Origin of the sequence: Streptomyces sp. AM6-12 (assembly GCF_044327085.1) — a bacterium.
Classification (GTDB): Bacteria; Actinomycetota; Actinomycetes; order Streptomycetales; family Streptomycetaceae; genus Streptomyces.
Genome location: NZ_JBIQWN010000001.1, coordinates 3,333,109 through 3,355,685, shown reverse-complemented (window position 1 = coordinate 3,355,685; position 22,577 = coordinate 3,333,109). Strand labels below are relative to the sequence as shown.

Annotated in this window: 16 protein-coding genes and 1 tRNA gene; 11 read left to right on the top strand and 6 right to left on the bottom strand. The window is 73.5% G+C overall.

Annotated elements, in window-relative coordinates; genetic code table 11:
* Positions 1 to 69: 69 nt before the first annotated feature.
* The 4 genes from tmk to ACE4Q9_RS15125 all read left to right on the top strand — a co-directional run bounded on the left by tmk (position 70) and on the right by ACE4Q9_RS15125 (position 6,801).
* A complete protein-coding gene (gene tmk, locus ACE4Q9_RS15140) occupies positions 70 to 3,432 on the top strand; it encodes a dTMP kinase (RefSeq protein ID WP_397984759.1) in 3,363 nt (1,120 codons plus the stop codon).
* A gap of 146 nt (positions 3,433 to 3,578) precedes the next feature.
* Positions 3,579 to 4,784, top strand: coding sequence for a DNA polymerase III subunit delta' (locus tag ACE4Q9_RS15135; protein ID WP_397984758.1), 1,206 nt, complete (start codon positions 3,579 to 3,581; stop codon positions 4,782 to 4,784).
* Between the two features lie 224 nt (positions 4,785 to 5,008).
* Entirely contained in the window at positions 5,009 to 6,619 is a 1,611-nt protein-coding gene (locus ACE4Q9_RS15130; RefSeq protein WP_397984757.1) for an alpha/beta hydrolase, read from the top strand.
* Positions 6,620 to 6,727: 108 nt separating this feature from the next.
* Positions 6,728 to 6,801 (top strand) — tRNA-Thr (locus tag ACE4Q9_RS15125).
* A 251-nt stretch (positions 6,802 to 7,052) separates the two neighbouring features.
* Here the strand turns inward: ACE4Q9_RS15125 and ACE4Q9_RS15120 are convergent.
* Positions 7,053 to 7,538 carry an aldo/keto reductase gene (locus ACE4Q9_RS15120; RefSeq protein WP_397984756.1) on the bottom strand — a complete coding sequence of 162 codons (486 nt, stop codon included), beginning with the start codon at positions 7,536 to 7,538 and terminating at the stop codon, positions 7,053 to 7,055.
* A gap of 311 nt (positions 7,539 to 7,849) precedes the next feature.
* Here ACE4Q9_RS15120 and ACE4Q9_RS15115 point away from each other — a divergent pair, with 311 nt between their 5' ends.
* On the top strand, positions 7,850 to 8,743 hold the full coding sequence (locus tag ACE4Q9_RS15115; protein WP_397984755.1) for a glycosyltransferase family 2 protein: 894 nt from the start codon (positions 7,850 to 7,852) through the stop codon (positions 8,741 to 8,743).
* Between the two features lie 660 nt (positions 8,744 to 9,403).
* On the top strand, positions 9,404 to 12,580 hold the full coding sequence (locus ACE4Q9_RS15110) for a BTAD domain-containing putative transcriptional regulator (protein WP_397987224.1): 3,177 nt from the start codon (positions 9,404 to 9,406) through the stop codon (positions 12,578 to 12,580).
* Positions 12,581 to 12,902: 322 nt separating this feature from the next.
* On the opposite strand, the gene ACE4Q9_RS15105 is transcribed toward ACE4Q9_RS15110, so the two are convergent.
* Together ACE4Q9_RS15105 and ACE4Q9_RS15100 are read right to left on the bottom strand one after the other, a co-directional pair.
* Entirely contained in the window at positions 12,903 to 14,609 is a 1,707-nt protein-coding gene (locus ACE4Q9_RS15105) for a bifunctional 3'-5' exonuclease/DNA polymerase (RefSeq protein WP_397984754.1), read from the bottom strand.
* A 48-nt stretch (positions 14,610 to 14,657) separates the two neighbouring features.
* Positions 14,658 to 15,401 (bottom strand): Clp protease N-terminal domain-containing protein, encoded by a 744-nt coding sequence (locus ACE4Q9_RS15100; RefSeq protein WP_397984753.1) that lies wholly within the window; start codon positions 15,399 to 15,401, stop codon positions 14,658 to 14,660.
* Between the two features lie 114 nt (positions 15,402 to 15,515).
* Between ACE4Q9_RS15100 and ACE4Q9_RS15095 the strand changes: the two genes are divergently transcribed.
* Complete coding sequence (locus ACE4Q9_RS15095; RefSeq protein ID WP_397984752.1) at positions 15,516 to 16,655, top strand: DUF2786 domain-containing protein; 1,140 nt, start codon at positions 15,516 to 15,518, stop codon at positions 16,653 to 16,655.
* Positions 16,656 to 16,679: 24 nt separating this feature from the next.
* Here ACE4Q9_RS15095 and ACE4Q9_RS15090 read toward each other — a convergent pair whose 3' ends face one another.
* Positions 16,680 to 17,198: a DUF4232 domain-containing protein gene (locus tag ACE4Q9_RS15090; protein WP_397984751.1), complete on the bottom strand. Its 519-nt coding sequence runs from the start codon at positions 17,196 to 17,198 to the stop codon at positions 16,680 to 16,682.
* 169 nt (positions 17,199 to 17,367) lie between these two features.
* Positions 17,368 to 17,859, bottom strand: a complete 492-nt coding sequence (locus ACE4Q9_RS15085; RefSeq protein ID WP_397984750.1) for a hypothetical protein — start codon at positions 17,857 to 17,859, stop codon at positions 17,368 to 17,370.
* 496 nt (positions 17,860 to 18,355) lie between these two features.
* On the opposite strand from ACE4Q9_RS15085, the gene ACE4Q9_RS15080 reads away from it, so the two are divergent.
* Positions 18,356 to 18,625, top strand: coding sequence for a DUF397 domain-containing protein (locus tag ACE4Q9_RS15080; RefSeq protein ID WP_397984749.1), 270 nt, complete (start codon positions 18,356 to 18,358; stop codon positions 18,623 to 18,625).
* A gap of 87 nt (positions 18,626 to 18,712) precedes the next feature.
* On the opposite strand, the gene ACE4Q9_RS15075 is transcribed toward ACE4Q9_RS15080, so the two are convergent.
* Positions 18,713 to 19,210, bottom strand: coding sequence for an ATP-binding protein (locus ACE4Q9_RS15075; RefSeq protein ID WP_397984748.1), 498 nt, complete (start codon positions 19,208 to 19,210; stop codon positions 18,713 to 18,715).
* Between the two features lie 345 nt (positions 19,211 to 19,555).
* Here ACE4Q9_RS15075 and ACE4Q9_RS15070 point away from each other — a divergent pair, with 345 nt between their 5' ends.
* The 3 genes from ACE4Q9_RS15070 to ACE4Q9_RS15060 all read left to right on the top strand — a co-directional run bounded on the left by ACE4Q9_RS15070 (position 19,556) and on the right by ACE4Q9_RS15060 (position 22,571).
* Positions 19,556 to 20,380: a helix-turn-helix domain-containing protein gene (locus ACE4Q9_RS15070; RefSeq protein ID WP_397987223.1), complete on the top strand. Its 825-nt coding sequence runs from the start codon at positions 19,556 to 19,558 to the stop codon at positions 20,378 to 20,380.
* A 75-nt stretch (positions 20,381 to 20,455) separates the two neighbouring features.
* The gene (locus tag ACE4Q9_RS15065; RefSeq protein WP_397984747.1) at positions 20,456 to 21,916 is read left to right on the top strand and encodes an aldehyde dehydrogenase family protein; all 1,461 of its coding nucleotides are present in this window, start codon (positions 20,456 to 20,458) and stop codon (positions 21,914 to 21,916) included.
* Between the two features lie 112 nt (positions 21,917 to 22,028).
* On the top strand, positions 22,029 to 22,571 hold the full coding sequence (locus ACE4Q9_RS15060) for a DinB family protein (protein WP_397984746.1): 543 nt from the start codon (positions 22,029 to 22,031) through the stop codon (positions 22,569 to 22,571).
* Positions 22,572 to 22,577 lie beyond the last annotated feature (6 nt).

Sequence of the window (22,577 nt, the reverse complement as noted above, 5' to 3'; positions counted from 1 at the left end):
TTGGTGTCGGGGCGTGTGCATGCCAGGAGTGCGAGGTGTGGTGTCGGCGGCTGCGGATAGGCTGAACGCATGACGCGAGCCGAGCAGCCAACGGCCCACACTCCAGAACCGGACGACGCCCTGGTCGCGGACTCCCGCGAGCGCGCCGTACGTTCCCTGTTGCGCCGACCGCAGTTGCGGCGCCTGTGGAGCGCGCAGCTGGTGAGCGGAGTCGGCGACACCCTCGCCCTCCTCGTCCTGGTCGTCCTCGTCCTCCAGGCGGCGATCGCCCAGGGGGCGTTCGGCGGCGGCTACCGGGGTGTGGCGTTCGCGGTCGCGACGGTCTTCGCCGCCCGCGGCCTCGCCGCGCTGATCTTCGGCGCGGTCCTGCTCGGGCCGCTGACCACGCTCACCGCCGAGGACGGACCGCTGGACCGTCGCTGGACCATGGTCGGCGCCGACGGCCTGCGCGCCGCGCTGCTGATCGTCGCCCCCCTGTGGATCGACTGGACCCCGGCGAACGCACCGGCCGTGCTGCTGGTCACCGCCTTCGTCACCGGCGTCGCCGAGCGGCTGTGGACGGTGTGCCGGGAGAGCGCGGCGCCGGCCCTGCTGCCCGCCCCGCCGCCGGAGGGCGCCACCGTGCGGCCGCTGCCGGACCACATGGACGCCCTGCGCCGCCTCGCGCTGCGCACCGCCTTCCTCGCCGTACCGCTGGCCGCCGCCGTCCTGGTCGTCGCCGCCCTGTTCAACAACCTGCTGGCCACCGGCGTGCCGTGGTTCGACCAGCACCACGCGGCCCTCGCGTCGTACGTGGCGGCGGGCCTGTTCGCCGCCTCCCTCTCCCTGCTGACCGCCCTGGAGCTGCCCGGCACGCGCACCCCGCGCCCCCGGTCACCGCTGGAGGGCCTGCGCCGGCCGCGCACCGGCGCCGGTGTCGACAAGGGGCGCACGGGCGCGATCCCGCTGCTCGTCCCCGCCTGCGCCGCCGTGGCCGGTGTCATCGCGGCCGCCGTCTCCGTGTGCGTGCTGCACGCGACCGACCTGGGCGGCGGCCCGGTCCTGTTCGGCCTGCTGGTGCTCGGCCTGACCGGTGGCGTCGCCATCGGCATCCGTACGGCCCCCGCGCTGCTGCCCTCGCTGTCCCGCCGCCGGCTGCTGGCCCTGGCGATCGCCTTCACCGGCATCGCGCTGCTGGCCGCCGGGCTGGTGCCGGACGTCACCACGGTGGTGCTGATCCTCACCCTGGCGGGTCTCGGCGCGGGCATCGCGGCCAACACCGGGCACGCGCTGCTCGACCAGGAGACCGAGGACTACCGCAGGGCGCGGGTCACCGAGCACCTCCAGGCCGTCGTCCGCGTCTTCATAGCGCTCGGCGCGGTGATCGCCCCGGTGATCGCCGGGCTGATCGGCCGGCACCGCCTGGAGAACGGCCGGTTCGTCTTCGCGCACGGCGGCGCCTCGTTCACGCTGATGCTGGTCGGCGCGCTGCTGCTGCCGGTGGCCGCGCTGGTGCTCGCCAAGGTCGACGACCGTTCCGGCATCCCGCTGCGCCAGGACCTCAGGGACGCGCTGCTCGGCGGCGACGACCCGGTCGAGACGCAGGCCGCGAACGGCTTCTTCATCGCCCTGGAGGGCGGCGACGGCGCCGGCAAGTCCACCCAGGCCGAGGCCCTCGCCGAGTGGATCCGCGCCAAGGGCCACGAGGTCGTGCTCACCCGCGAGCCGGGCGCCACCCCGGTGGGCAAGCGGCTGCGCTCGATCCTCCTGGACGTCTCCTCGGCCGGTCTGTCGCACCGCGCGGAGGCGCTGCTGTACGCCGCCGACCGCGCCGAGCACGTCGACACCGTCGTACGCCCCGCCCTGGAGCGCGGCGCGGTGGTGATCTCCGACCGCTACATCGACTCCTCCGTCGCCTACCAGGGCGCCGGTCGCGACCTGTCCCCGACCGAGATCGCCCGCATCAACCGCTGGGCGACCGATGGTCTGGTGCCGCACCTGACCGTGCTGCTGGACGTCGCTCCGGAGGCCGCCCGCGAGCGGTTCACCGAGGCGCCGGACCGGCTGGAGTCGGAGCCCGCGGAGTTCCACGCGCGCGTGCGCTCCGGTTTCCTCACCCTGGCCGCCGCCGACCCCGGCCGCTACCTGGTGGTGGACGCCGGGCAGGAGCCCGAGGCCGTCACCACCGTCATCCGGCACCGCCTCGACACCGTGCTGCCGCTGTCCCAGGCCGAGATCGAGGCCCGCGAGGAGGCGCGCAGGAAGGCCGAGGAGGAGGCGCGCCGCAAGGCCGAGGAAGAGGCCGCGCGCAAGGCCGAGGAGGAGCGCCTGGAGCGTGAGCGCCAGGAGGAGCTGGCCCGGCTGCGCGCCGAGGAGGAGGAGCGCAAGCGCCGCGAGCTGGAGGAGGCGCAGCGCCGCGAGGCCGAGCGGCAGGCGGAGGAGGCCCGGCAGCGGGCGGCCGAGGCGGCCCGGCGCGCCGAGGAGGAGCGGCAGCGGCTGCTCGCCGAGGAGAAGGCCCGCGCCGAGGAGGAGGCGCGCCGCAGGGCCGAGGAGGAGCGCCGCCGCGAGCAGGCCGAGGAAGAGGCCCGGCTGCGCGCCGAGGAGGAGGCCCGCCAGGCCCGGATCCGCGCCGAGGAGGAGGCCAGGCTGGCCAAGGAGCGCGCCGAGGAGCAGGCCCGGCGGCTGGAGGCGCAGCGCAAGGCGGAGGAGGCCCTGCTCCGTGCGGAGGAGGCACGCCGCCGTGCCGCCGAGGCCGCGGCGGCCGCCGACGCGGCGGCCCGCAGGCCCGGCGGCCCCCAGCCGAAGGCCCCCGGCGTGACCTCGGACGCGGCCACGGTCGCCACTCCGGCGGTGTCGCCGGGCCGCGGTACGGCGGAGACGGGCAGCGGTGCGCAGGCGCCGGGCCGGGGTGCCGAGGGGGCGGGCCGGGGCGTGGAGGAGACGGTGCCCACACCGGTCGTCTCGCCCGGCCGGGACGAGCCGTCCGCCCGCGGCGCCCGGAACCCGTTCTCCGAGGCCGAGACGACCGCCGAGCTGCCCCAGCCGCCCGCCGTCGCGGGTGCCGCGGACGAGACGGCTGTACTGCCGCAGGTGCCGGCGAGCGCCGCCGAGGAGACCGCCGTACTGCCGCAGGTGCCCGCGAGCGCCGCGGAGGAGACCGCCGTTCTGCCGCAGTTCGGCGCGGACGAGACGGCCGTACTGCCGCCCGTGCGCGACGACGCCCCGGCCGACCGGATGCCGCGCGGCTTCTTCCGCGACGAGCGGCCCGCGGACCCCGACGGCTCCGAGGACCGCACCCGCGAGATGCCCCAGCCCGGCACCGAGAGCGCCCGCCGCCGCCCGCGCCCGGACTGGGCCGAGGAGACCCCGCTGGACGATCTGCCGTCGCTGGCCGACGAGTTGCTGGGGTCGTACGACGACCAGGACGAGCCCCGCAGGAGGCGCCGGGGCTGACCCCGGTCCCCGTCGAGAGCGGCGCTCGCGCCCTGCCGGAGCGGGGGCGGGCGCCGTTCGGCGTTCCCGGTGTGGTCCCGGTTGTCAGACCCCGCCCGCACAATGGAGGTCGGAACGCGGAGTGTGACGGAAGGGCGGCGTGACCCATGACCGTGTGGGACGACCTCGTCGGGCAGGAGAAGGTGAGCGAGGTGCTGGGCGCCGCCGCGCGGGACGCCGACGCCCTGGTCACCGCCGCCGCGGCCGACGAGCCGCCGCCGGAGTCGTCCCGGATGACGCACGCGTGGCTGTTCACCGGACCGCCCGGCGCGGGCCGCAACCAGGCGGCGCGGGCCTTCGCCGCCGCCCTCCAGTGCGTGAGCCCCGACCGTGCCCTCGGCGGCGCCCCCGGCTGCGGTTTCTGCGACGGCTGCCACACCGCGCTGCTCGGCACCCACGCGGATGTCACCACGGTCGCCGCGGTCGGCGCCGAGATCCTGGTGAAGGACATGCGGGACACGGTCCGCAAGTCGTTCACCGCGCCGGCGGGCGGCCGCTGGCAGATCATCCTGGTCGAGGACGCCGAGCGGCTGAACGAGAAATCGGCGAACGCCGTGCTCAAGGCCGTCGAGGAGCCCGCCCCGCGCACGGTCTGGCTGCTGTGCGCCCCCTCCATCGAGGACGTCCTGCCGACCATCCGCTCCCGCTGCCGCCACCTGAACCTGCGCACTCCGTCCGTGGCCGCGGTCGCCGACATGCTCGTACGACGCGACGGCGTGGACCCGGGAGCCGCGGCCGACGCGGCCCGCGCCACCCAGGGGCATGTGGACCGCGCCCGGCGCCTGGCCACCGACCCGGCGGCCCGCGAGCGCCGCGCCGCCGTCCTGAAACTCCCGCTGCGCCTGGAGGAGGTCGGCGCCTGCCTGCGGGCCGCCCAGGAACTGGTCGACGCGGCCGCCGAGGACGCCAAGCAGCTCGCCGAGGAGACGGACGGCAAAGAGGCCGAGGAGATGAAGGCGGCGCTCGGCGCGGCCCAGGGCGGCCGGCTGCCGCGCGGCACGGCGGGCGTGATGAAGGACCTGGAGGACATGCAGAAGCGCCGCAGGACCCGCACCCAGCGCGACAGCCTGGACGTGGCTCTCGGCGACCTCACCACCTTCTACCGCGACGTCCTCGCCCTCCAGCTCGGCTCCCGCGTGGCGATCGCCAACGCCGACGCGCAGGACGCCCTGGACCAGCTGGCCCGCGCCAGCACCCCGGAGTCCACCCTGCGCCGCATCGAGGCGATCGCCGCGTGCCGCGAGGCGTTGGACCGCAATGTGGCGCCGCTGCTCGCGGTGGAGGCGATGACGATGGCGCTGCGAGCGGGCTGACGCTGGCGCTGGGGGTGTGCTGACGACGGCACTGCGGGCGTACTGACGTGGGTGGCGGGCTGACGTTGGCACGCGGGCGTCCTGAGGTCGGCACTGTGGGCAGCGGACTGGCGATGGCACTCCGGGCGGGCTGAAACCGGCCGCATGGCCACCCCGTCCCCCGTACGGGGTCGACAATCGGAACTCCCCGCGTCCACCGCATCGCCCAGCGTTACTCTCACGGGATGCAGACCAGGTCCTCCCCGCCCCGCTCCCGGACCACGGCACGGCTCACGGCCGCCGCCCTGGTGACCGCGGCCCTCCTCGTGTCCGCGTGCTCCCCCGGCAGCAGCTCGATCAGGCCGTCCTCGGCGGCGTCGGCGCGGACCGGCGCGGCGAGCGTCCCCGACCTGGCCCCGCTGCCGCGCGCGATCCCGGCCGCGCTGGCGCCGTACTACACGCAGCGGCTGACGTGGCGCGACTGCGGCGCCCCCGGCTTCCAGTGCGCCACGATGCGGGCGCCGCTGGACTACGAGCGGCCGGGTGCGGGCGACGTACGGCTCGCGGTGTCCCGCAAGGCCGCGACCGGCGGCGGCAAGCGGCTCGGTTCGCTGCTGGTCAATCCGGGCGGACCGGGCGGCTCGGCGGTGGCCTACCTCCAGCAGTACGCCGGTCTCGGCTACCCCGCCGAGGTCCGCGCCCGCTACGACATGGTGGCGATGGACCCGCGCGGCGTCGCCCGCAGCGAGCCCGTCCAGTGCCTCGACGACCGTCAGATGGACACGTACACGCAGACCGACGTGACCCCCGACGACCGGGCCGAGCAGAACGCGGTGGTCGCGGCGGACCAGAAGTTCGCGCAGGCCTGCGGGGCGCGCTCGGCGCGGCTGCTGCGGCACGTGTCCACCGTCGAGGCGGCCCGTGACATGGACATCCTCCGCGCGGCGATGGGCGACCCGAAGCTGAACTACGTGGGGGCGTCGTACGGCACCTTCCTCGGGGCGACCTACGCCGGCCTCTTCCCGAGCCGGGTGGGCCGCGTGGTCCTGGACGGCGCGCTGGACCCCTCCCTCGACTCCCGCACGGTGAACCTGGAGCAGGCCGAGGGCTTCGAGACGGCGTTCCAGGCCTTCACCGAGGACTGCCTGCGGCGCACCGACTGCCCGCTCGGACGCAGGGGTACGACGCCGAAACAGGCCGCCGACCACCTCAGGAGCTTCTTCCGCAAGCTCGACGGCCACCCCGCCCCGACGGGCGACCGCGACGGCCGCAAGCTCGGCGAGGCGCTGGCCACCACCGGCGTGATCGCGGCGATGTACGACGAGGGCGCCTGGGGGCAGCTGCGTGCGGCGCTGACCTCGGCGACGAAGGGCGACGGCGCGGCGCTGCTCGCCCTCTCCGACAGCTACTACGAGCGCGACGCCGACGGCCACTACAGCAACCTGATGATGGCCAACAACGCGGTGAACTGCCTTGACCTGCCGCCCGCCTTCACCGGCCCCGAGCAGCTGCGGCAGGCGCAGTCCGCGTTCGAGAAAGCGTCCCCGGTCTTCGGCGAGGGCCTGGCCTGGACCTCGCTGAACTGCGCGTACTGGCCGGTGCGGGCCACGGGCGAGCCGCACCGCATCACGGCGCGGGGCGCGGCCCCGATCGTGGTCGTCGGCACCACCCGCGACCCGGCCACCCCCTACCGCTGGGCCCGGTCCCTGGCCGGCCAGCTCTCCTCCGGCCACCTCCTGACCTACGCCGGCGACGGCCACACCGCCTTCCTGCGCGGCAGCACCTGCGTCGACTCCGCCATCGACACCTACCTCCTCCACGGCACCCCGCCCCCCACCGGCAAACGCTGCCCCTAGACCTTCGTACCGGCCCCGGTCCTCCGCTCCCGGGGCCGGTACGAAGCACCCCCGGAAACTGTGTAGACTTACCGACGTTGCCGACCGCACCCTAGGTGCACGCAGCACGCCGCTTTAGCTCAGATGGCCAGAGCAACGCACTCGTAATGCGTAGGTCTCGGGTTCGAATCCCGAAAGCGGCTCCGGCAAAGGCCAGGTCACATAATCCGTGACCTGGCTTTTTTGTTGTTTCGAGGGGTGCCACGTCGCCTGGCCGAGTGCCGGGGAGAGGGCGGTCGCCCTGCCGGAGGGGGAGTCAGGAGCCGCCTTCCAGGGCGAAGACGAGGTTCCAAGGAGCTGGCGGGTCGGATCGTCTCGGGGCGGCTGGAGCCGGGGATCGCGATGACGGTGGGGGAGGGGTGCAGATGTCAGGCCAGGCAGATCTGCTGCGGGCTCACGCCCTTCTCCGCGGCCAGCTCATGGAATCCGGCGAACCGTGGCGGGGCGTCGGCGCCGAGGGGTCGTCCAGAGAGCTGCGGGAGATGCCGCCGAGCGGGCTCCAGGGGAGGAAGGCCATGCCGAGTTCGGCGCACAGGCGCAGCTGGGGCTCGCTGTCGCGGACCGAGGGGGAGAACTCGCTCTGCATCGAGACCAGGTCGTCGCCCAGAATCGCGCGGGCCTCGTGGGCCTGGTCCACGGTCACATTGGAGAGACCGGCCTTGCGGATCTTGCCCTCGGTGACCAGTTCGGCCAGCGCGCCGACGGAATCGCCGAACGGCACCGCCGGGTCGGGCTTGCGCAGCTGGTAGAGGCCGATCGCCTCGACGCCGAGCCGCTTGAGCGAGCCCTCACAGGCACGCTTGAGGTGCTCGGGCCTGCCGTCGACCGGAGGTGTCCCGGCCGTATGCGGCCAGGGCTCGGGCGAGGGTTCCGGCGACACGCCGCGAGATGATGATCACCGTAACCTGGACACCGGCCCCACTCCAGTGAGGCCGAAAGGGCTCACCGCACCGGCCCTTGACGCCGACTCACCGATTCGCCACCCCGACACCCCACCACCCGCCACCCCGCCCCCTCCCCTCGGTCATGCCCGGAACTCCGATTTCTCCGCACCCGGCAAAGCGCCGCAAAAAGGATGTAAAGGCGATGGGTGGAGGGCGAACCAGCGGAGGTGGGACAACATCTTGGTGAACGATGGGCGGCGCGCGGTCAGGAACGCGCCGCCGCTGCCGGCCGGATGGGGTGTGGGACGTGGTGGAGCCGAGGATCGCCGTCGCCGTGGTGACGATGGGCAACCGGCCCGCCGAGGTCGACGCCCTCCTGGAGTCCGTGGCCAAGCAGGACCTCGCCCCCGCCAGGATCGTGATCGTCGGCAACGGCTGCCGGCTCCCCGAGTTCGCCCGCCGGCTCTCCCTGCCCGGCGAGGTCACTACCATCGACGTGCCGGAGAACCTGGGCTGCCCGGGCGGCCGCAACGTCGCCCTCGCCCGGCTGCGCGAGTTCGGGGACGTCGACGTCGTCGTGGAACTGGACGACGACGGGCTGCTCGTCGACGCCGACGTGCTGCGTCGGGTACGGGACCTGTATGCCGCCGACCCGCGCCTCGGCATCGTCGGCTTCCGCATCGCCGACGAGCACGGCGAGACCCAGCAGCGGCACGTGCCCAGGATCGGCCGTTCCGACCCGCTGCGCGGCGGCTACGTCACCGGGTTCCTGGGCGGCGGGCACGCCCTGAGCATGGCCATGCTGGCCGAGACCGGGGACTGGCCGGCCGAGTTCTTCTTCGCACACGAGGAGACCGACCTGGCCTGGCGCGCCGCCGACGCCGGCTGGAAGATCCGCTACTCACCCGAACTGCTGCTCCAGCACCCCAAGACCTCCCCGGCCCGGCACGCCATCTACTACCGGGTCAACGCCCGCAACCGCGTCTGGCTCGTACGGCGCCGGCTGCCGCTGCCGCTGATCCCGGTGCACCTCGGGGTGTGGACGCTGCTCACCCTCGCCCGCACCCGTTCCGCGGCCGGGCTCAAGGCGTGGTTCGGCGGGTTCGTGGAGGGGGTGCGCGAGCCGGCCGGTGAGCGCCGCCCGATGCGCTGGCGGACGGTGTGGCGCCTGACCCGGCTGGGGCGCCCGCCGGTGATCTGAGGGGCACGTGATCCGAGGCGCACGCGGGCGTACGCGCGGGCGCGGGGGCGGGACGGGGTCCCGGTCGGTCACCTCCGCCGACCGGGACCACCCACGTCCCCGGACCCGACCTGCGGCGACACTCCCCCGAGTTACGCGACTGACGCGCGCGCCGTCGGACGGCTCCGATGGAATGATCACATCAAGTCTCACCAACGGATCGCTAACATGTGGCCAATGGCGGGTCGGCGACCGGCAAGGCAGATGACCGGAACTCGCCCACCGCCAGCGGTGGAAGGCCGATGATCGGGCGGATGGCCGGTCGCGGAAGATGGCGGGAAATCGTCGCCGTCCGGGCGGATTTCCGCCAGGAGTACGGCGGGCAGGCGCCCGTCGCGGAGCACGGTCGGCCCCGACCGCGCGGGAAGGCAGTGGAGCGGCGTGAAAGGACGGCGCGAGCTGCGGTTCGGACTGCTGGGTCCACTGGTCCTCTATGACCGCCCGTCGTGCGACGACCCGAGCGGGGCGGGGGCGTACGAAAGGCCGTACGCCGTCCCCGACCGCACCACCTCCGACCGCGCCACCTCCGACCGCGCCACCACCGACCGCACCACCTCCGACCGTCCCGCCCTCGGCCGCGCGACCCCCGACGCCGCTGTCCGCGCCATCGGCAGCCCCAAGATGCGCGCCCTCCTCGCCGCGCTGCTGCTGGAGCGCGGCCGGGTCGTGTCGGTGGAGTCGCTGAAGGACGCGCTGTGGGGCGGGGCGCCGCCGGCCTCCGCGCAGGCGTCGCTGCACAACCACGTCACCAGGCTGCGCCGGCTCCTGGACGATCCCGAACGGCTCAGGTCCGTGCCGCCGGGCTACCTGCTGCGCGTCGAACGGGGCGAGCTGGACGTGGACGTGTTCGACTCCCTGGTCGCCGACGCGCGCGCCGCCCACGCCCGGCAGGACTGGCCGGCCGTCGTACGGTCCTGCACGAACGCGCTCGCGCTGTGGCGCGGCACCCCGCTCAGCGGACTGCCCGACCTCGCCGGCAGCACCCTGGTGCCACGCCTCAAGGAGGCGCGGCTGATCCTGCTGAAATGGCGGTACGACGCCGAACTCGCCCTCGGCGGAACGTGGTTGACGGCACTCGTCCCCGAGCTGTCGGCCCTCGTCGCCGAGCATCCGCTCCGCGAGGCGTACCACCGTCAGCTGATGCTCGCCCTGCACCGCACCGGACGCAAGGCCGAGGCCCTCGCCGTCCACCGCGATCTGCGCGCCCGCCTGATCGAGGAACTCGGCGTCGAACCCGGCCCCGCGATCCGCGAGGCCCACGTCGAGGTGCTGCGCGGGAGCGACGGTGGTGACGCGAGGCCCGTGGAGGACGAAGAGGACGAGGATGACGAGGACGACGAGGATGACGAGCACGACAGGAAGGACGAAGAAAGCGAAGGGAACGCCGACCGGGAGGACGAAGGGCACGCAGACCGGCAGGACGAAGGGCACGGAGACGGGAACGGGGACGGAAACGAGCCGAACCCGGTCACTTCCGTGGGTTCGCACCAGGACGCCCGCGAAGGCGACGCACCCCCGCCACCCCCGTCACCCTCGCCACTGCCGTCACCCCCACCCCGACCCCACACCCCCCAACTTCCCCCACCCCCCGCCCAACTCCCACCCGTCCCCGCCCACTTCACCGGCCGCACCTCCGTCCACCGCGCCCTGCGGCACGCGCTGACCGAGCCGCCCGCGCCGGGGCCGGCCGTCGCCGTGGTCTCCGGCATGGCGGGGGTCGGCAAGAGCGCCCTCGCCCTGCACGTCGCCCATGAGCTGCGGGAACGTTTCGCCGACGGCCAGCTCTACGTCAACCTGCACGGTGCCACCCCCGGCATGCCCCCGCTCGGCCCCGCGCAGGCGCTCGCCGCCCTGCTGCACGACCTGGGAGTCGAGCCCCGCAAGGTACCCGAACTCCCGGACGCGGCCGCCGCGTTGCTCCGCTCTCTGCTCGCCCCAGCCCGCGTCCTGCTGGTCCTGGACGACGCGGCCGACGCCGCCCAGGTACGGCCCCTGCTCCCGGCCGGCCCCGGCTGCGCGGTGATCGTCACCAGCCGCTCCCCGCTGACCACCCTCGACGGCGCCCGGCGCTTCCCGCTCACCCCGCTGACCGGCGAGGACAGCGCGGCCCTGCTCCGCGCGCTGAGCGGCCGGCCGGGGCTGGACGCCGGCCACGCCCTGGTCGAGCTGACCGGCGGACTGCCGCTGGCCCTGCGCGTGGTCGCGGCCCGGCTCGCCGCCCGGCGCGCGCTCACCCCTGACGTGCTCGCCGGTCAACTTGCCGCCAGCGGGGGGCGGTTGCGGCAACTGGAGTACGACGACCTCAGCGTCCGGCGCTCCCTCGCCGTCGCCCATGACGCCCTCGCCGCGGCCGAGCGCGAGGCCGACCGGGACGCGGCCCTCCTCCTGCGCCACATCGGCGCGCTCGACCTGCCGGCCTACGGCGCCCCGCTCCTCGCCCGCCTGACCGGCATCGACGCGCGCCGCGCCGAGGCCGCCCTGGACCGCCTCGTCGACGTGGCCCTCCTGGAGGAGACGGCCTACGGCCGCTGCACTCCGCACGACCTGGTCCGCGAGTTCGCCCGCGAACTGGCCGACGGCGGGGCCGAGTCCCGTACGACCGCTGCCTCCGCCCCGCCCACGGCCACCGCCGACGGGGCTCACGCCCGTACCCGCGACGACGACGCGTCCCCCGACCTCGTCGCCCTGCGCTGGTACGCCGCCGTGGCCGAGCGCGTGCTCGTCGCCATCGTCGAGCCCGGCCTCGATCTGGACGACCGGCGGCGGCCGACCTCCGCGCAGCCGGCGGAACACGCCGCGGAGGTGGCCGCGCTGGCGTCCTTCGAATCGGCCGGGCAGGCGTTCGCCTGGGGCGAGACGGAACTGGAGAACGTGGTCGCGCTGGTGGCGCGCAACGCCGACTCCGCCGATCCCCGCGGGCTGGCCCACCTCTCGGTGCTGGTCCGCCTGCTGTTCCCGTATGTGCAGCGCAGCGGCCGGGTCGCGGAGATGGAGGTGCTCGGGCGGGCCGCGCTCGGGGCGGCGCGGCGACTCGGCGACCCGGAGGCGCAGGCGTACGCGCTCGGCGATCTCGCGGGCCTGCACTTCCTGACCGGCCGGTACAACGACGCTCTCGCTCTGACCGACCGCTGCCTGGAGAGCTGGCGGCGGCTCGGCGTGCCCAGCCGCGTCCGGCGCTGCCTGAACGACCGGGGGCTGCTGCTGGAGGGGCTCGGCCGGTTCGCGGAGTCCGAGGAGGCGCTGCGGCAGAGCCTGTCCTACGCGCGGCTGCTGGACGACCCCGTCGGCGAGGCCATCACCCACAGCCATCTCGGCAATCTGTACGAACACACCGATCCGCGCGCCGCGATCGAGCAGCACCGGCGCTCGCTGGCGCTCGGGGAGGCGGCCGGCGCGGCCATCGTGCGCCACTTCGCGCACTGCAACATCGGCTACGCCCACCTCGCCCTGGGCGAACCGGCCGCCGCCGCACGGCACTTCGAGCAGAGCCTCGGCATCCTCGGCGGCCACGGCGACTGGCACGGCGAGGCGCGGACCCGGCTCGGTCTGGTCCGCGCGCTGCGGCAACTGGGGGAGGACGAGCGGGCGTACAGCGAGTGCGGCGAGCTGCTGCGCCGCGCCGACGCCCGCGCCGACCGCTACACGGGCGGCCTGGCCCGCCACCAGCACGGCCTGCTGCTGCACGCGCAGGGCCGCCACCCGGAAGCCCGCACCGCCTGGCAGACCGCCCTCACCGCGCTGACCGGCACCGACGAACAGACCGTGGTGACCGAGCTGCGACAACTCCTGGCCGAGTGAACCGCCGTACGACGGGTGCCTGTTCGCCGTGGCCCCACACGGGGCCCAGCGGCCCATGCGACGGAGGGCGTTCGCCCGAATCCGGCCCGCGTCCGCCCGCGCCGGCGGTCGGTCGTCCCGAGCCGGCCCACGCGGCGGCAGGTCCTCGGGCATCAGCTCCCACGAGCCCCGCACCGCCCCACCCAGCGGCGGCCGGTCAACCCGCTCATACCCCTGCAGTGACACGCGGTCATCCGGCACAGGTCCGCACGCCGGAGGCGCCCGTACGTCGGATGGCGGCCGGACGCCACACCGTGGGCCCGCAGCCGCCCCGCGTCCCGCCCTACTTGGCGTCCGCATAGCACTCCACCACCGCCGTCGTGAAGGGAAACCGCACCGGTGTCTCGCCGAAGGTCAGGCGGCCGGCGAGGGTGGCTGCCTCGCGGATGGCGGCCACCACGGTGTCGGCCTCCTCGGCGGGGCAGTGCACGATCACCTCGTCGTGCTGGAAGAAGACCAGCTCGGCCCGCAGCCCGGCGCAGGATTGGCGCAGCGCGGCGAGCAGCAGCAGGGCCCAGTCGGCGGCGCTGCCCTGGACGACGAAGTTGCGCGCGAAGCGGCCCCGCGCACGGGAGTTGGTCGAGGCATAACCCGGCACCCAGGCGGCCTGGCCGTCGGCCGGTGTCTCCGCCTCGTCCTCCGCGGGCCCTACGGGGATGCCCGCCTCCTCCGCCGTGTCCTCGCCGGTGCCCGCGGCCGGCGGGCAGGTGCGGCCCAGCCAGGTGCGCACCAGCCGGCCCTCCTCGCCCGCCCGCGCCGCGTCGTCGACATAGGCGACGGCCTTCGGGAAGCGGCGGCGCAGCGCGGCGAGGTTCTTCAGGCCGTCGCCGGAGGTCTGGCCGTAGACCGCGCCCAGCACGGCCAGCTTGGCCTGGTCGCGGTCGCCGGAGAAGGCGCGGTCGGACACCGCCTGGTAGAGATCGCTCTCGCGGCCCGCGACCTCCATCAGGCCGGGGTCGCGGGAGATCGCGGCCAGCACCCGCGGCTCCATCTGGTCGGCGTCGGCCACCACCAGCCGCCAGCCGGGGTCGGCGACCACGGCCCGCCGGATCACCTTGGGGATCTGGAGGGCGCCCCCGCCATGGGTCACCCAGCGCCCGGTGACCGTGCCGCCGGCCTGGAACTCGGGGCGGAAGCGGCCCTCGCGCACCCAGTCCTTAAGCCAGGACCAGCCGTGGGCCACCCAGATGCGGTACAGCTTCTTGTATTCGAGGAGCGGTGCGACGGCCGGGTGGTCGACGGACTGGAGCTCCCAGCGGCGGGTGGACCTCACCTTGATCCCGGCCTGTGCGAAGGCCCTGATCACATCGGCCGGCAGATCGGGGCGGACCCGGCGGCCGAACTCCGCGGAGATCTCGTCCGCCAGCTCCGCGAGGCGGCGCGGCTCGCCCCCGCCCGCATACCGCTCGCCGAGCAGGTCGCGCAGCAACTCACGGTGGACCTCGGCGCTCCAGGGCAGCCCGGACCGGTTCATCTCGGCGGCCACCAGGGTGCCGGCGGACTCGGCGGCGGTCAGCAGCCGCATCCGCGCCGGGTCGGCCGCCTTCTCGTGCCGCCGCTGCTGGTCGGCGTAGACGGCGAGGAGGTCGGCCAGGGGGAGCGCGCTGCCGGAGGGTTCGAACAGAGGGGACTGTGCGCCCGGTTCGGCCGCCCGCTGGGGAGGATCGGGCGGCACGGGGCCGCCCCGGAGGCGGGCCAGGGCGGCGGCGGCCGAGCGTGGTTCGCCGTACCGCCCCTCGTGGCCCAGCAGCAGGGTCTCGGCGGCCTCGATGTCGTAGCACCGCTCCACTCGCACCCCCGTGGCGAGCAGACGCGGGTAGACGTCGGCGGTCGACCGCCACACCCAGCGCGTCACCTCCGGGCGGCTCCGCACCGCCCCGGCGGGGTTCTTCTCCCGCCGCACCGGTCCGGCGGGCAGCCCGTCCGGGCCGAGGGGGGCGACGTCCACGCCACCGTCCTCGGCCGGAGCGAGTGCCCACCGGTCGGCCATGACTGCGAGTGTGGCAGGCGCCACTGACAATCGCTGTGACCTGCGGTTTCAGCCCTCGGTGGGGGTCTGCGCGCGCTTCTCGATAAACGGTGCGAGGACCTTGTCGACGTACTCCTCGGCCGCGGCCTTGGTGATGCCGAGCCCGCTGAGGACGCCCGTGCCGTTCTCGTGCTCCAGCAGGGCCAGCAGGAGGTGCTCGGTGCCGATGTAGTTGTGCCCGAGCCGCAGGGCCTCGCGGAAGGTGAGTTCCAGGACCTTCTTGGCCTCGGGTCCGTAGGGGACGAGGTCGGGGACCTGTTCGGCGGCGGGCGGCAGCGCGGCGGTCGCGGCCTGGCGTACGGCGTCCAGCGGGACGTCCTGCGCGGTGATCGCCTTCGCGGCGAGGCCCTCCGGCTCGGACAGCAGCCCGAGGACCAGGTGCTCGGGCCGGCCCTCCGAGTTCCGGGCGGCCACCGCCTCGTTGTGCGCGGCCATGACCGCGTCCCGCGCGCGCGGGGTGTAGCGGTTGAAGCCCTGGCTCGGGTCGAGGTCGGCGGACTCCTTGGGTACGAACCGCTTCTGTGCCGCCTGCCGGGTCACGCCCATGCTCTTGCCGATCTCGGTCCAGGACGCGCCCGAGCGGCGGGCCTGGTCCACGAAGTGCCCGATCAGATGGTCCGCCACATCGCCGAGGTGATCGGCCGCGATCACCGCGTCCTGGAGCTGGTCGAGGGGTTCGGGATGAACCTTCTTGATGGCCTCGATGAGGTCGTCGAGGCGCACGGATGCCGTGATGTTCGGGTTGGTCGCCATATGTCAACCGTAGGTTGCGCCCCCTTCACTGTCAACCGATGGTTGACAGTGGGTCGGGTGCGGTCGCGACGGCGGCGCAGACTTATCCACAGGCTGTGGACGCCTCTGGGCGTGATGTCGGCGGGGCGTGGCACGATCGGCGATGTGACCAGTTCTGCCAGCACGGTCGAGCGGGCCTTCCGGGCCGCGCTCTACGAAGACACCGACACCGGCCTCGACACCGGCGCCTCCCTGCTCGCCGCCGACCCCGCCGCGGACGCCGAACTCGCCCGGCGCGGCGAGGAGTTCGTGGCGACCGCGTGGCGGCGCGGCTGGGCGCCCGCCGACGTCGTACGGCTGGTGCGGCGCGAGCTGGAGCCGCCGCATGTGCACCTGGCCGCTGCGCTGATCCGGGCCCAGTCCGGCGGTGACCGGCCGCGCGGGCGCCGCTGGACCGCCCAGCTCGACGAACTGCCCGAGGGCCCCGCGCACGGAACCGACCGCTTCTCCCATGCCACCGCAGTCCTAGAGCTGTACCGCCTGCTGCTGCGCCTGCCCACCCTGGAACCCCTGGAGGAGGAGACCCGCCGCCCGCACGACCCCGCCGCCGCCCGGCTCCTCGGCCGCATCCGCGCGCTGCTCGCCAAGGCCGAGGCGACCGGCTACCCGGAGGAGGCCGAGGCCCTGACCGCCAAGGCGCAGGAGCTGATGGCCCGGCACAGCGTGGACGAGGCGCTGCTCGCCGCCGCGGCTCCCGCACCGGACGCGCCCGGCGCCTGCCGGATAGGCGTCGAGCCGCCGTACGAACAGGCCAAGGCCGTCCTGCTGGACGCCGTGGCCACCGCGAACCACTGCCGCGCGGTGTGGAACGAACCGCTCTGCTTCTCCACCGTCGTCGGCTTCGAGGGCGACCTGGAAGCCGTCGAACTGCTCTACACCTCGCTGCTGGTGCAGGCCACGCACGCCATGACCAAGGCCGAGGCGGGCCAGCGGGCGGCCGGACGCAAGCGCACCAAGACCTTCCGGCAGTCCTTCCTCGCCGCCTACGCCCACCGGGTCGGCGCCCGGCTCGCGGCCGCCGCCGAGAGCCAGGTCAGCCGGGATCTGCTGCCCGTGCTGGCCACGCGCGAGACGGCCGTCACCGGCCGCCTGGAGCGGATGTTCCCCGAGACCACCACCACCCGGCTGCGCGGGGTGAGCGACGAGGCCGGCTGGACGGAGGGCGCGGCCGCCGCCGACCGCGCCCAGGTCAGGGCGCGGCCACGGCTGGGGTGAGGCGCGGACCGGACGCCCCGCGGCTCAGTCGCCGGCCTGCTGGAAGGTGCTGACGGAGGCGTTCGGCTTGGTCGCCGAGCCCTGGCCGGCGATCGGGCCGTACTTCCAGGGGAAGCTCTGCACCGTGTCGCCGCCCGGCAGGGCGATCTTCAGCTCGGTGGCCGCGAGGCTGGTGGCGTCGCCGTCCTTGCCGCGCACGTAGGTGATGGTGAAGGACGCGGCGTCGCCCTTGGCGAGCTTCAGCGTCTGTGCCTTCGCGCCCTTCTGGGCGGGCAGCTTCGCGCTCGCGCCGCTCTTGCTCAGGGTGACGCCCGGGAAGTCCTCCAGCGTGCAGGTCTTGCTCTGGTTGGTGATGCTGACCGGCACCTCGCCGGTGTCGCCCGCCGCCGGCGCCACGCTCGCCGCCCCGACCTGGAGGGACACCCCGCCGAGCTGGCAGGCCGAGCTGTTCTTGCCGCCGCTGCCGCTGTTCCCGCCGCCCCCGCAGGCGGTCAGCAGCAGGGCGGCGGCAACGGCGGTGACGGTGAGCGGAAAGGCGCGCATGAGCAGGTCCCATCGAGGTCGTGACGGTGCTCCAGCATCATCGCGCCTGGACGGCGGCATCGTTCGCGCACCCCTCGCGAATCACCGCTTCAGGTGCTTCCCGGCGGACCGCACCGCGCCGCGGGGGCGCCACCGCGGCGCACGGGGCGTCAACGCCGGGAAGAAGGCGTCACCGCGTGGCGGCGGTCGGCAGTCCGGACGGCAGCTTGCCGCCCTCCGCCTTGGTGTACGTCTCCTGGCCCACCTTGCCCGACCAGGTCACCTTCATGGACGTGCCGTCGACCGAGTCGACCATCCCGGTGGTGCGGTCCTTGCTGCCCTTGGCGCAGGTCAGATGGATCATCTGCATGCCGGACTCGTCGCCCGCGGTGCCGCTGCACACCGTCCCGCCGGTCGCGAAGATCCCGGCCTGCTTGCCGTTGATCACCAGGGCCACGATGGTGCCGCCGCGGGTGGCCAGCCAGCTGCCCTGGAGCTTGCCGGAGGCGCCGCTCACCCCGGAGCCGCCGGCGGACGAGGAGGGCGCGGAGCCGGTGTCCGCCGCGCCCGACGGGCTCGTGGCGGGGTGGGTGTCGCCGCCACCGCCGCCGCACGCCGTCAGCGCCAGCGCGCCGACCAGACCCGCGGCCAGGGCCGCGATCCGCACCCGTGTAGTGGCCACCCGTGTAGTGGTCGAAGCAGTCGCCGAAGTCACGTCAGGCTCCCCAAGCTGTATGCGTCCGCCGCCCTCGGCCGGACGGCCCGCAGCAAGCTATCAGCAGCCCTCTGCCGGGGCCTTCCGTGCGCCGGGACTTCCCCGTCCGGGCTGGAACAGGAAGGGCGGGGGAACACGCCTCTTCTGTTGCAGGAGGGATCCGGGCCCAGGAGGAATCCGGCTCGGCGCTCCGGCCCGGCCGACGGCATGGGTGATCATGGGCGGAAGGCGGAAAGGGCATGCGACGGCCGCTCCGGGGCAGGCAACGGGACGGCTGCGGGGAAACGGCGGCATACGGCCGGGCATCGTCAGGTAAAGCGCGCGTCAAGGCTGTAACGACGGGACCACTCGCCGTGCACGTGCATCTGCTCGTGCGGTTGCACGTGAGGCGGAGGTTATGATCCAGGTCAGTTGACCACCGCATCTATGGCCTCACCAGCCAGTGCACACCGGGGAGCGACCTGTGGACCGCGACGTTGACGGCGTGTTCGGGGGGTACGACGTGTACAACGGCATGGCTGCCACGCAGCTGGACGGAGTGGCCTGGCAGAAGAGCAGGCACAGCAACTCGCAGGGGTCCTGCGTGGAGTTCGCGCGGCTGCCGGGCGGTGACGTGGCCGTGCGCAACTCGCGCTTCCCGGACGGTCCGGCCCTGGTGTACACGCGGGCCGAGATAGAGGCGATGCTGCTGGGGGTCAAGGACGGCGAGTTCGACCACTTGATCGCCGGCTGAGCGGTACGGGGCCGGCACCAGGCAGCGTGTGCCCGACCCCTCGCTCGGTCCGAGGCGCGGCGCCCCCGCGGCGACGCGCGTAGACGTTCAGGCAGGCTGTTCCACGCGGAACATCGCCCAGACGACCTTCCCCTCCAGCGGACCGGCCAGCGGCTGCCAGCCCCAGCTGTCCGCGAAGGAGTCGACCAGGAAGAGGCCCCGCCCCGACTCCGCGGAGAAGTCGTCGGAGTCCCGCGGCGCGGGCGTCTCGTGGCTCGGGTCCCGCACCGCGCAGACCAGCCGCTCGTCCCAGCGCATCAAGTGCAGCCGTACCGAGGCGAGTTGCTCCCCGGGGCAGCCGCGCCCGCCCGGCAGCGCATGCCGCAGCGCGTTGGTGACGAGTTCGGAGACGACCAGGCAGACATCGTCGAAGCGCTCGCCCGCACCCCACTTGTCGAGGGTGTCACGGGTGAACCGCCGGGCCTCGCGCACCGCTTCGTACCGCGCAGGCAGAGCGCAGGACGCGGCGCTGGACACGGCCGCGGGGTCCAATGGCGGAAGGCCCTGCCGTAACGGCTTGAGCATGGTCGATCCATTCGTTCCCATGCGAGGCACTCCCGGGAATTCGCGGTCGTTGCGATGCAGCGGTGGCGCGAGACCATGGTTTCGGATGGGAAGGGCAGATGCAAGGGCAGATGCACGTGCACGCGACCGAAATGGATAGGCCCGTACCACTTCTTGGCCATTTTTTCTGCCATCTTCATGACAGTTCCCGCCAGTGGTCCGGACCTCTGCCCTCGCCCTGCCTGCCGGAAACGGGCCCGATCTCTCCGTTTCCGTAACCGTACGAGTACTGCCCGGAGCGTTTTAGTGGCAGACTGCGGGCCCTGAAGACGGTTGGGGAGGCTGGCGAAGGTGAGCGCGGGAGAGCCCGGATCGGTGGTGCGGCGGATGCTGCTCGGCTCGCAACTCAGGCGACTGCGTGAAGCACGGGGGATCACGCGCGAGGCGGCGGGGTATTCCATCCGGGCGTCCGAGTCCAAGATCAGCCGGATGGAGCTGGGCCGGGTGAGCTTCAAGACGAGGGACGTCGAAGACCTGCTGACGCTGTACGGCATCACGGACGAGGCGGAGCGCCAGTCACTGCTGTCCCTCGCCCGCGAGGCCAACGTGGCGGGCTGGTGGCACAGTTACAGCGACGTCCTGCCCAACTGGTTCCCCACCTACGTGGGCCTGGAGGGCGCCGCAACCCTGATCCGCGTCTACGAGGTGCAGTTCGTGCACGGCCTGCTCCAGACCGAGGAGTACGCCCGCGCGGTGGTCCGGCGCGGCATGAAGGGCGCGAGCGCCGGCGACGTCGAACGGCGGGTCGCGCTGCGCCTGGAGCGCCAGAAGTACCTGCTCTCCGACAACGCCCCCGAGTTCCACATCGTCCTGGACGAGGCCGCCCTGCGACGCCCCTACGGCGACCGCGAGGTGATGCGCGGCCAGCTCCAGCACCTCATCGACGTCTCCGAGCGGCCGAACGTACGGCTCCAGGTGATGCCGTTCAGCTTCGGCGGGCACTCCGGCGAGAGCGGCGCCTTCACCATCCTCAGCTTCCCCGAGTCCGACCTCTCCGACGTCGTCTACCTGGAGCAGCTGACCAGTGCGCTGTACCTCGACAAGCGCGAGGACGTCGCCCAGTACGAACAGGCTCTGAAGGAGTTGCAGCAGGACAGTCCGGGTCCCGACGAGAGCCGGGATGTTCTGAGGGGACTACTTCAACTCTCCTGACCCGCAAGTAGGATGACGCCTGATCAGACTCAGACCGTGGCCGGAATCCGGCTCCGCTAGCGATTGAGGGATCACATGTCGTCCTGTTTCAGCGACCTGGCCCAGCAGTACATCGACGGCGAATGGCGACCGGGCAGCGGTTCCTGGGACGTCATCGACTTCAACCCGTACGACGACGAGAAGCTGGCCTCGATCACCGTGGCCACCGTCGAGGAGGTCGACCAGGCCTACCGGGCCGCCGAGCGCGCCCAGAAGGCATGGGCCGACACCAGCCCGTACGCACGGCGCACGGTGTTCGAGCGGGTGCTCAGACTCGTCGAGGACCGCGAGCAGGAGATAGCCGACCTGATCATCGCGGAGCTGGGCGGCACGCGGGTGAAGGCCGGCTTCGAGCTGCACCTCGCCAAGGAGTTCCTGCGCGAGTCCATCCATCTGGCGCTGCGTGCCGAGGGCCGGATCCTGCCGTCTCCCGGCGAGGGGAAGGAGAATCGCGTCTACCGGGTGCCGGTGGGCGTGGTGGGCGTGATCAGCCCCTTCAACTTCCCCTTCCTGCTGTCGCTGAAGTCCGTGGCCCCGGCGCTCGCGCTCGGCAACGGCGTGGTGCTCAAGCCGCACCAGAACACCCCGATCGCCGGCGGCACCCTGATCGCCAAGTTGTTCGAGGAGGCCGGGCTGCCCGGCGGGCTGCTCAACGTCGTCGTCACCGACATCGCCGAGATCGGCGACGCGTTCATCGAGCACCCCGTCCCCAAGGTCATCTCCTTCACCGGTTCCGACCAGGTGGGCCGGCACGTCGCCACCGTCTGCGCCGCGAACTTCAAGCGCTCGGTGCTCGAACTGGGCGGCAACAGCGCGCTGGTGGTGCTGGACGACGCGGACCTCGACTACGCGGTGGACGCGGCGGTCTTCAGCCGGTTCGTGCACCAGGGGCAGGTCTGCATGGCCGCCAACCGGGTCCTGGTGGACCGCTCGGTCGCGGACGAGTTCACCGAGAAGTTCGTCGCCAAGGTGCGCACCCTCAAGGTGGGCGACCCGCGCGACCCGGAGACCGTCATCGGCCCGGTGATCAACTCCGCACAGGCGAACGCCCTTTCGGGCGTGGTCGAGCAGGCGCTCGCCGAGGGCGCGACGGCGCTGGTGCGCGGCGGCACGACCAACAACCTGGTCGAGCCCTCGGTCCTCACCGGCGTCTCCGCCGACTCCCCGCTGCTCCAGCAGGAGGTGTTCGGACCGGTCGTCTTCCTGGTCCCCTTCGACGGCGAGGAGGAGGCGGTGCGGATCGTCAACGACACGCCCTACGGCCTCAGCGGCGCCGTCCACACCGGGGACATCGAGCGGGGCGTCGCCTTCGCCAAGCGGATCGACACCGGCATGTTCCATGTGAACGACGGCACCGTGCACGACGAGCCGATCGTGCCCTTCGGCGGCGAGAAGCACTCCGGTGTCGGCCGGCTCAACGGCGAGACGACGCTGGAGGCGTTCACCACGGTCAAGTGGATCTCCGTCCAGCACGGCCGCAGCGGCTTCCCGTTCTGATTTCCCCTTCCGCGTACCGCCGGGCCCTTTAGGACAGGATGTGGCCTAGAGGGCCCGTAGCTTTCCGGTGTCGGGGCGAGGGCCCCGGCGAACCGAGGAAAGGCGGCCGGTCATGGTCACGCATGTGCCCGCGGAGGAGCGGGGCGACGAGCGGGGAGCGCTGCTGGCGTTCATCGAGGAGCAGCGCGCCGGCATCCGCCGGTCGGTGCTCGGGCTGAGCGAGGAGCAGGCCCGCACCCGGCCGAGCGCGAGCGAGCTGTCGCTGGGCGGGCTGCTCAAGCATGCCGCCGAGGTGGAGCAGATGTGGCTCGCGCGGGCCCGGCAGGAGGAGCCGCCGGTGCGCCGGGACCAGTCCAACTGGCACGAGAGCTTCGAGCTGGTCGGCGAGGAGACGGTGGCCTCGCAGCTCGCCCACTGGGAGCGGATCGCCGCCGAGACGGAGAAGTTCATCCGCTCCGCCCCGAGCCTGGACGACACCTTCCCGCTCCCGCCGGACCCCTGGTTCCCGCCGGAAGGCCGCGTCTCCCTGCGCTGGCTCTGCCTCCATCTGATCCGCGAGACCGCCCGCCACGCCGGCCACGCGGACATCATCCGGGAGTCCCTCGACGGGAAGACCGCGTTCGAGCTGGTGGCCCTGGCGCGGGCGGGGGGCTGACCGGAG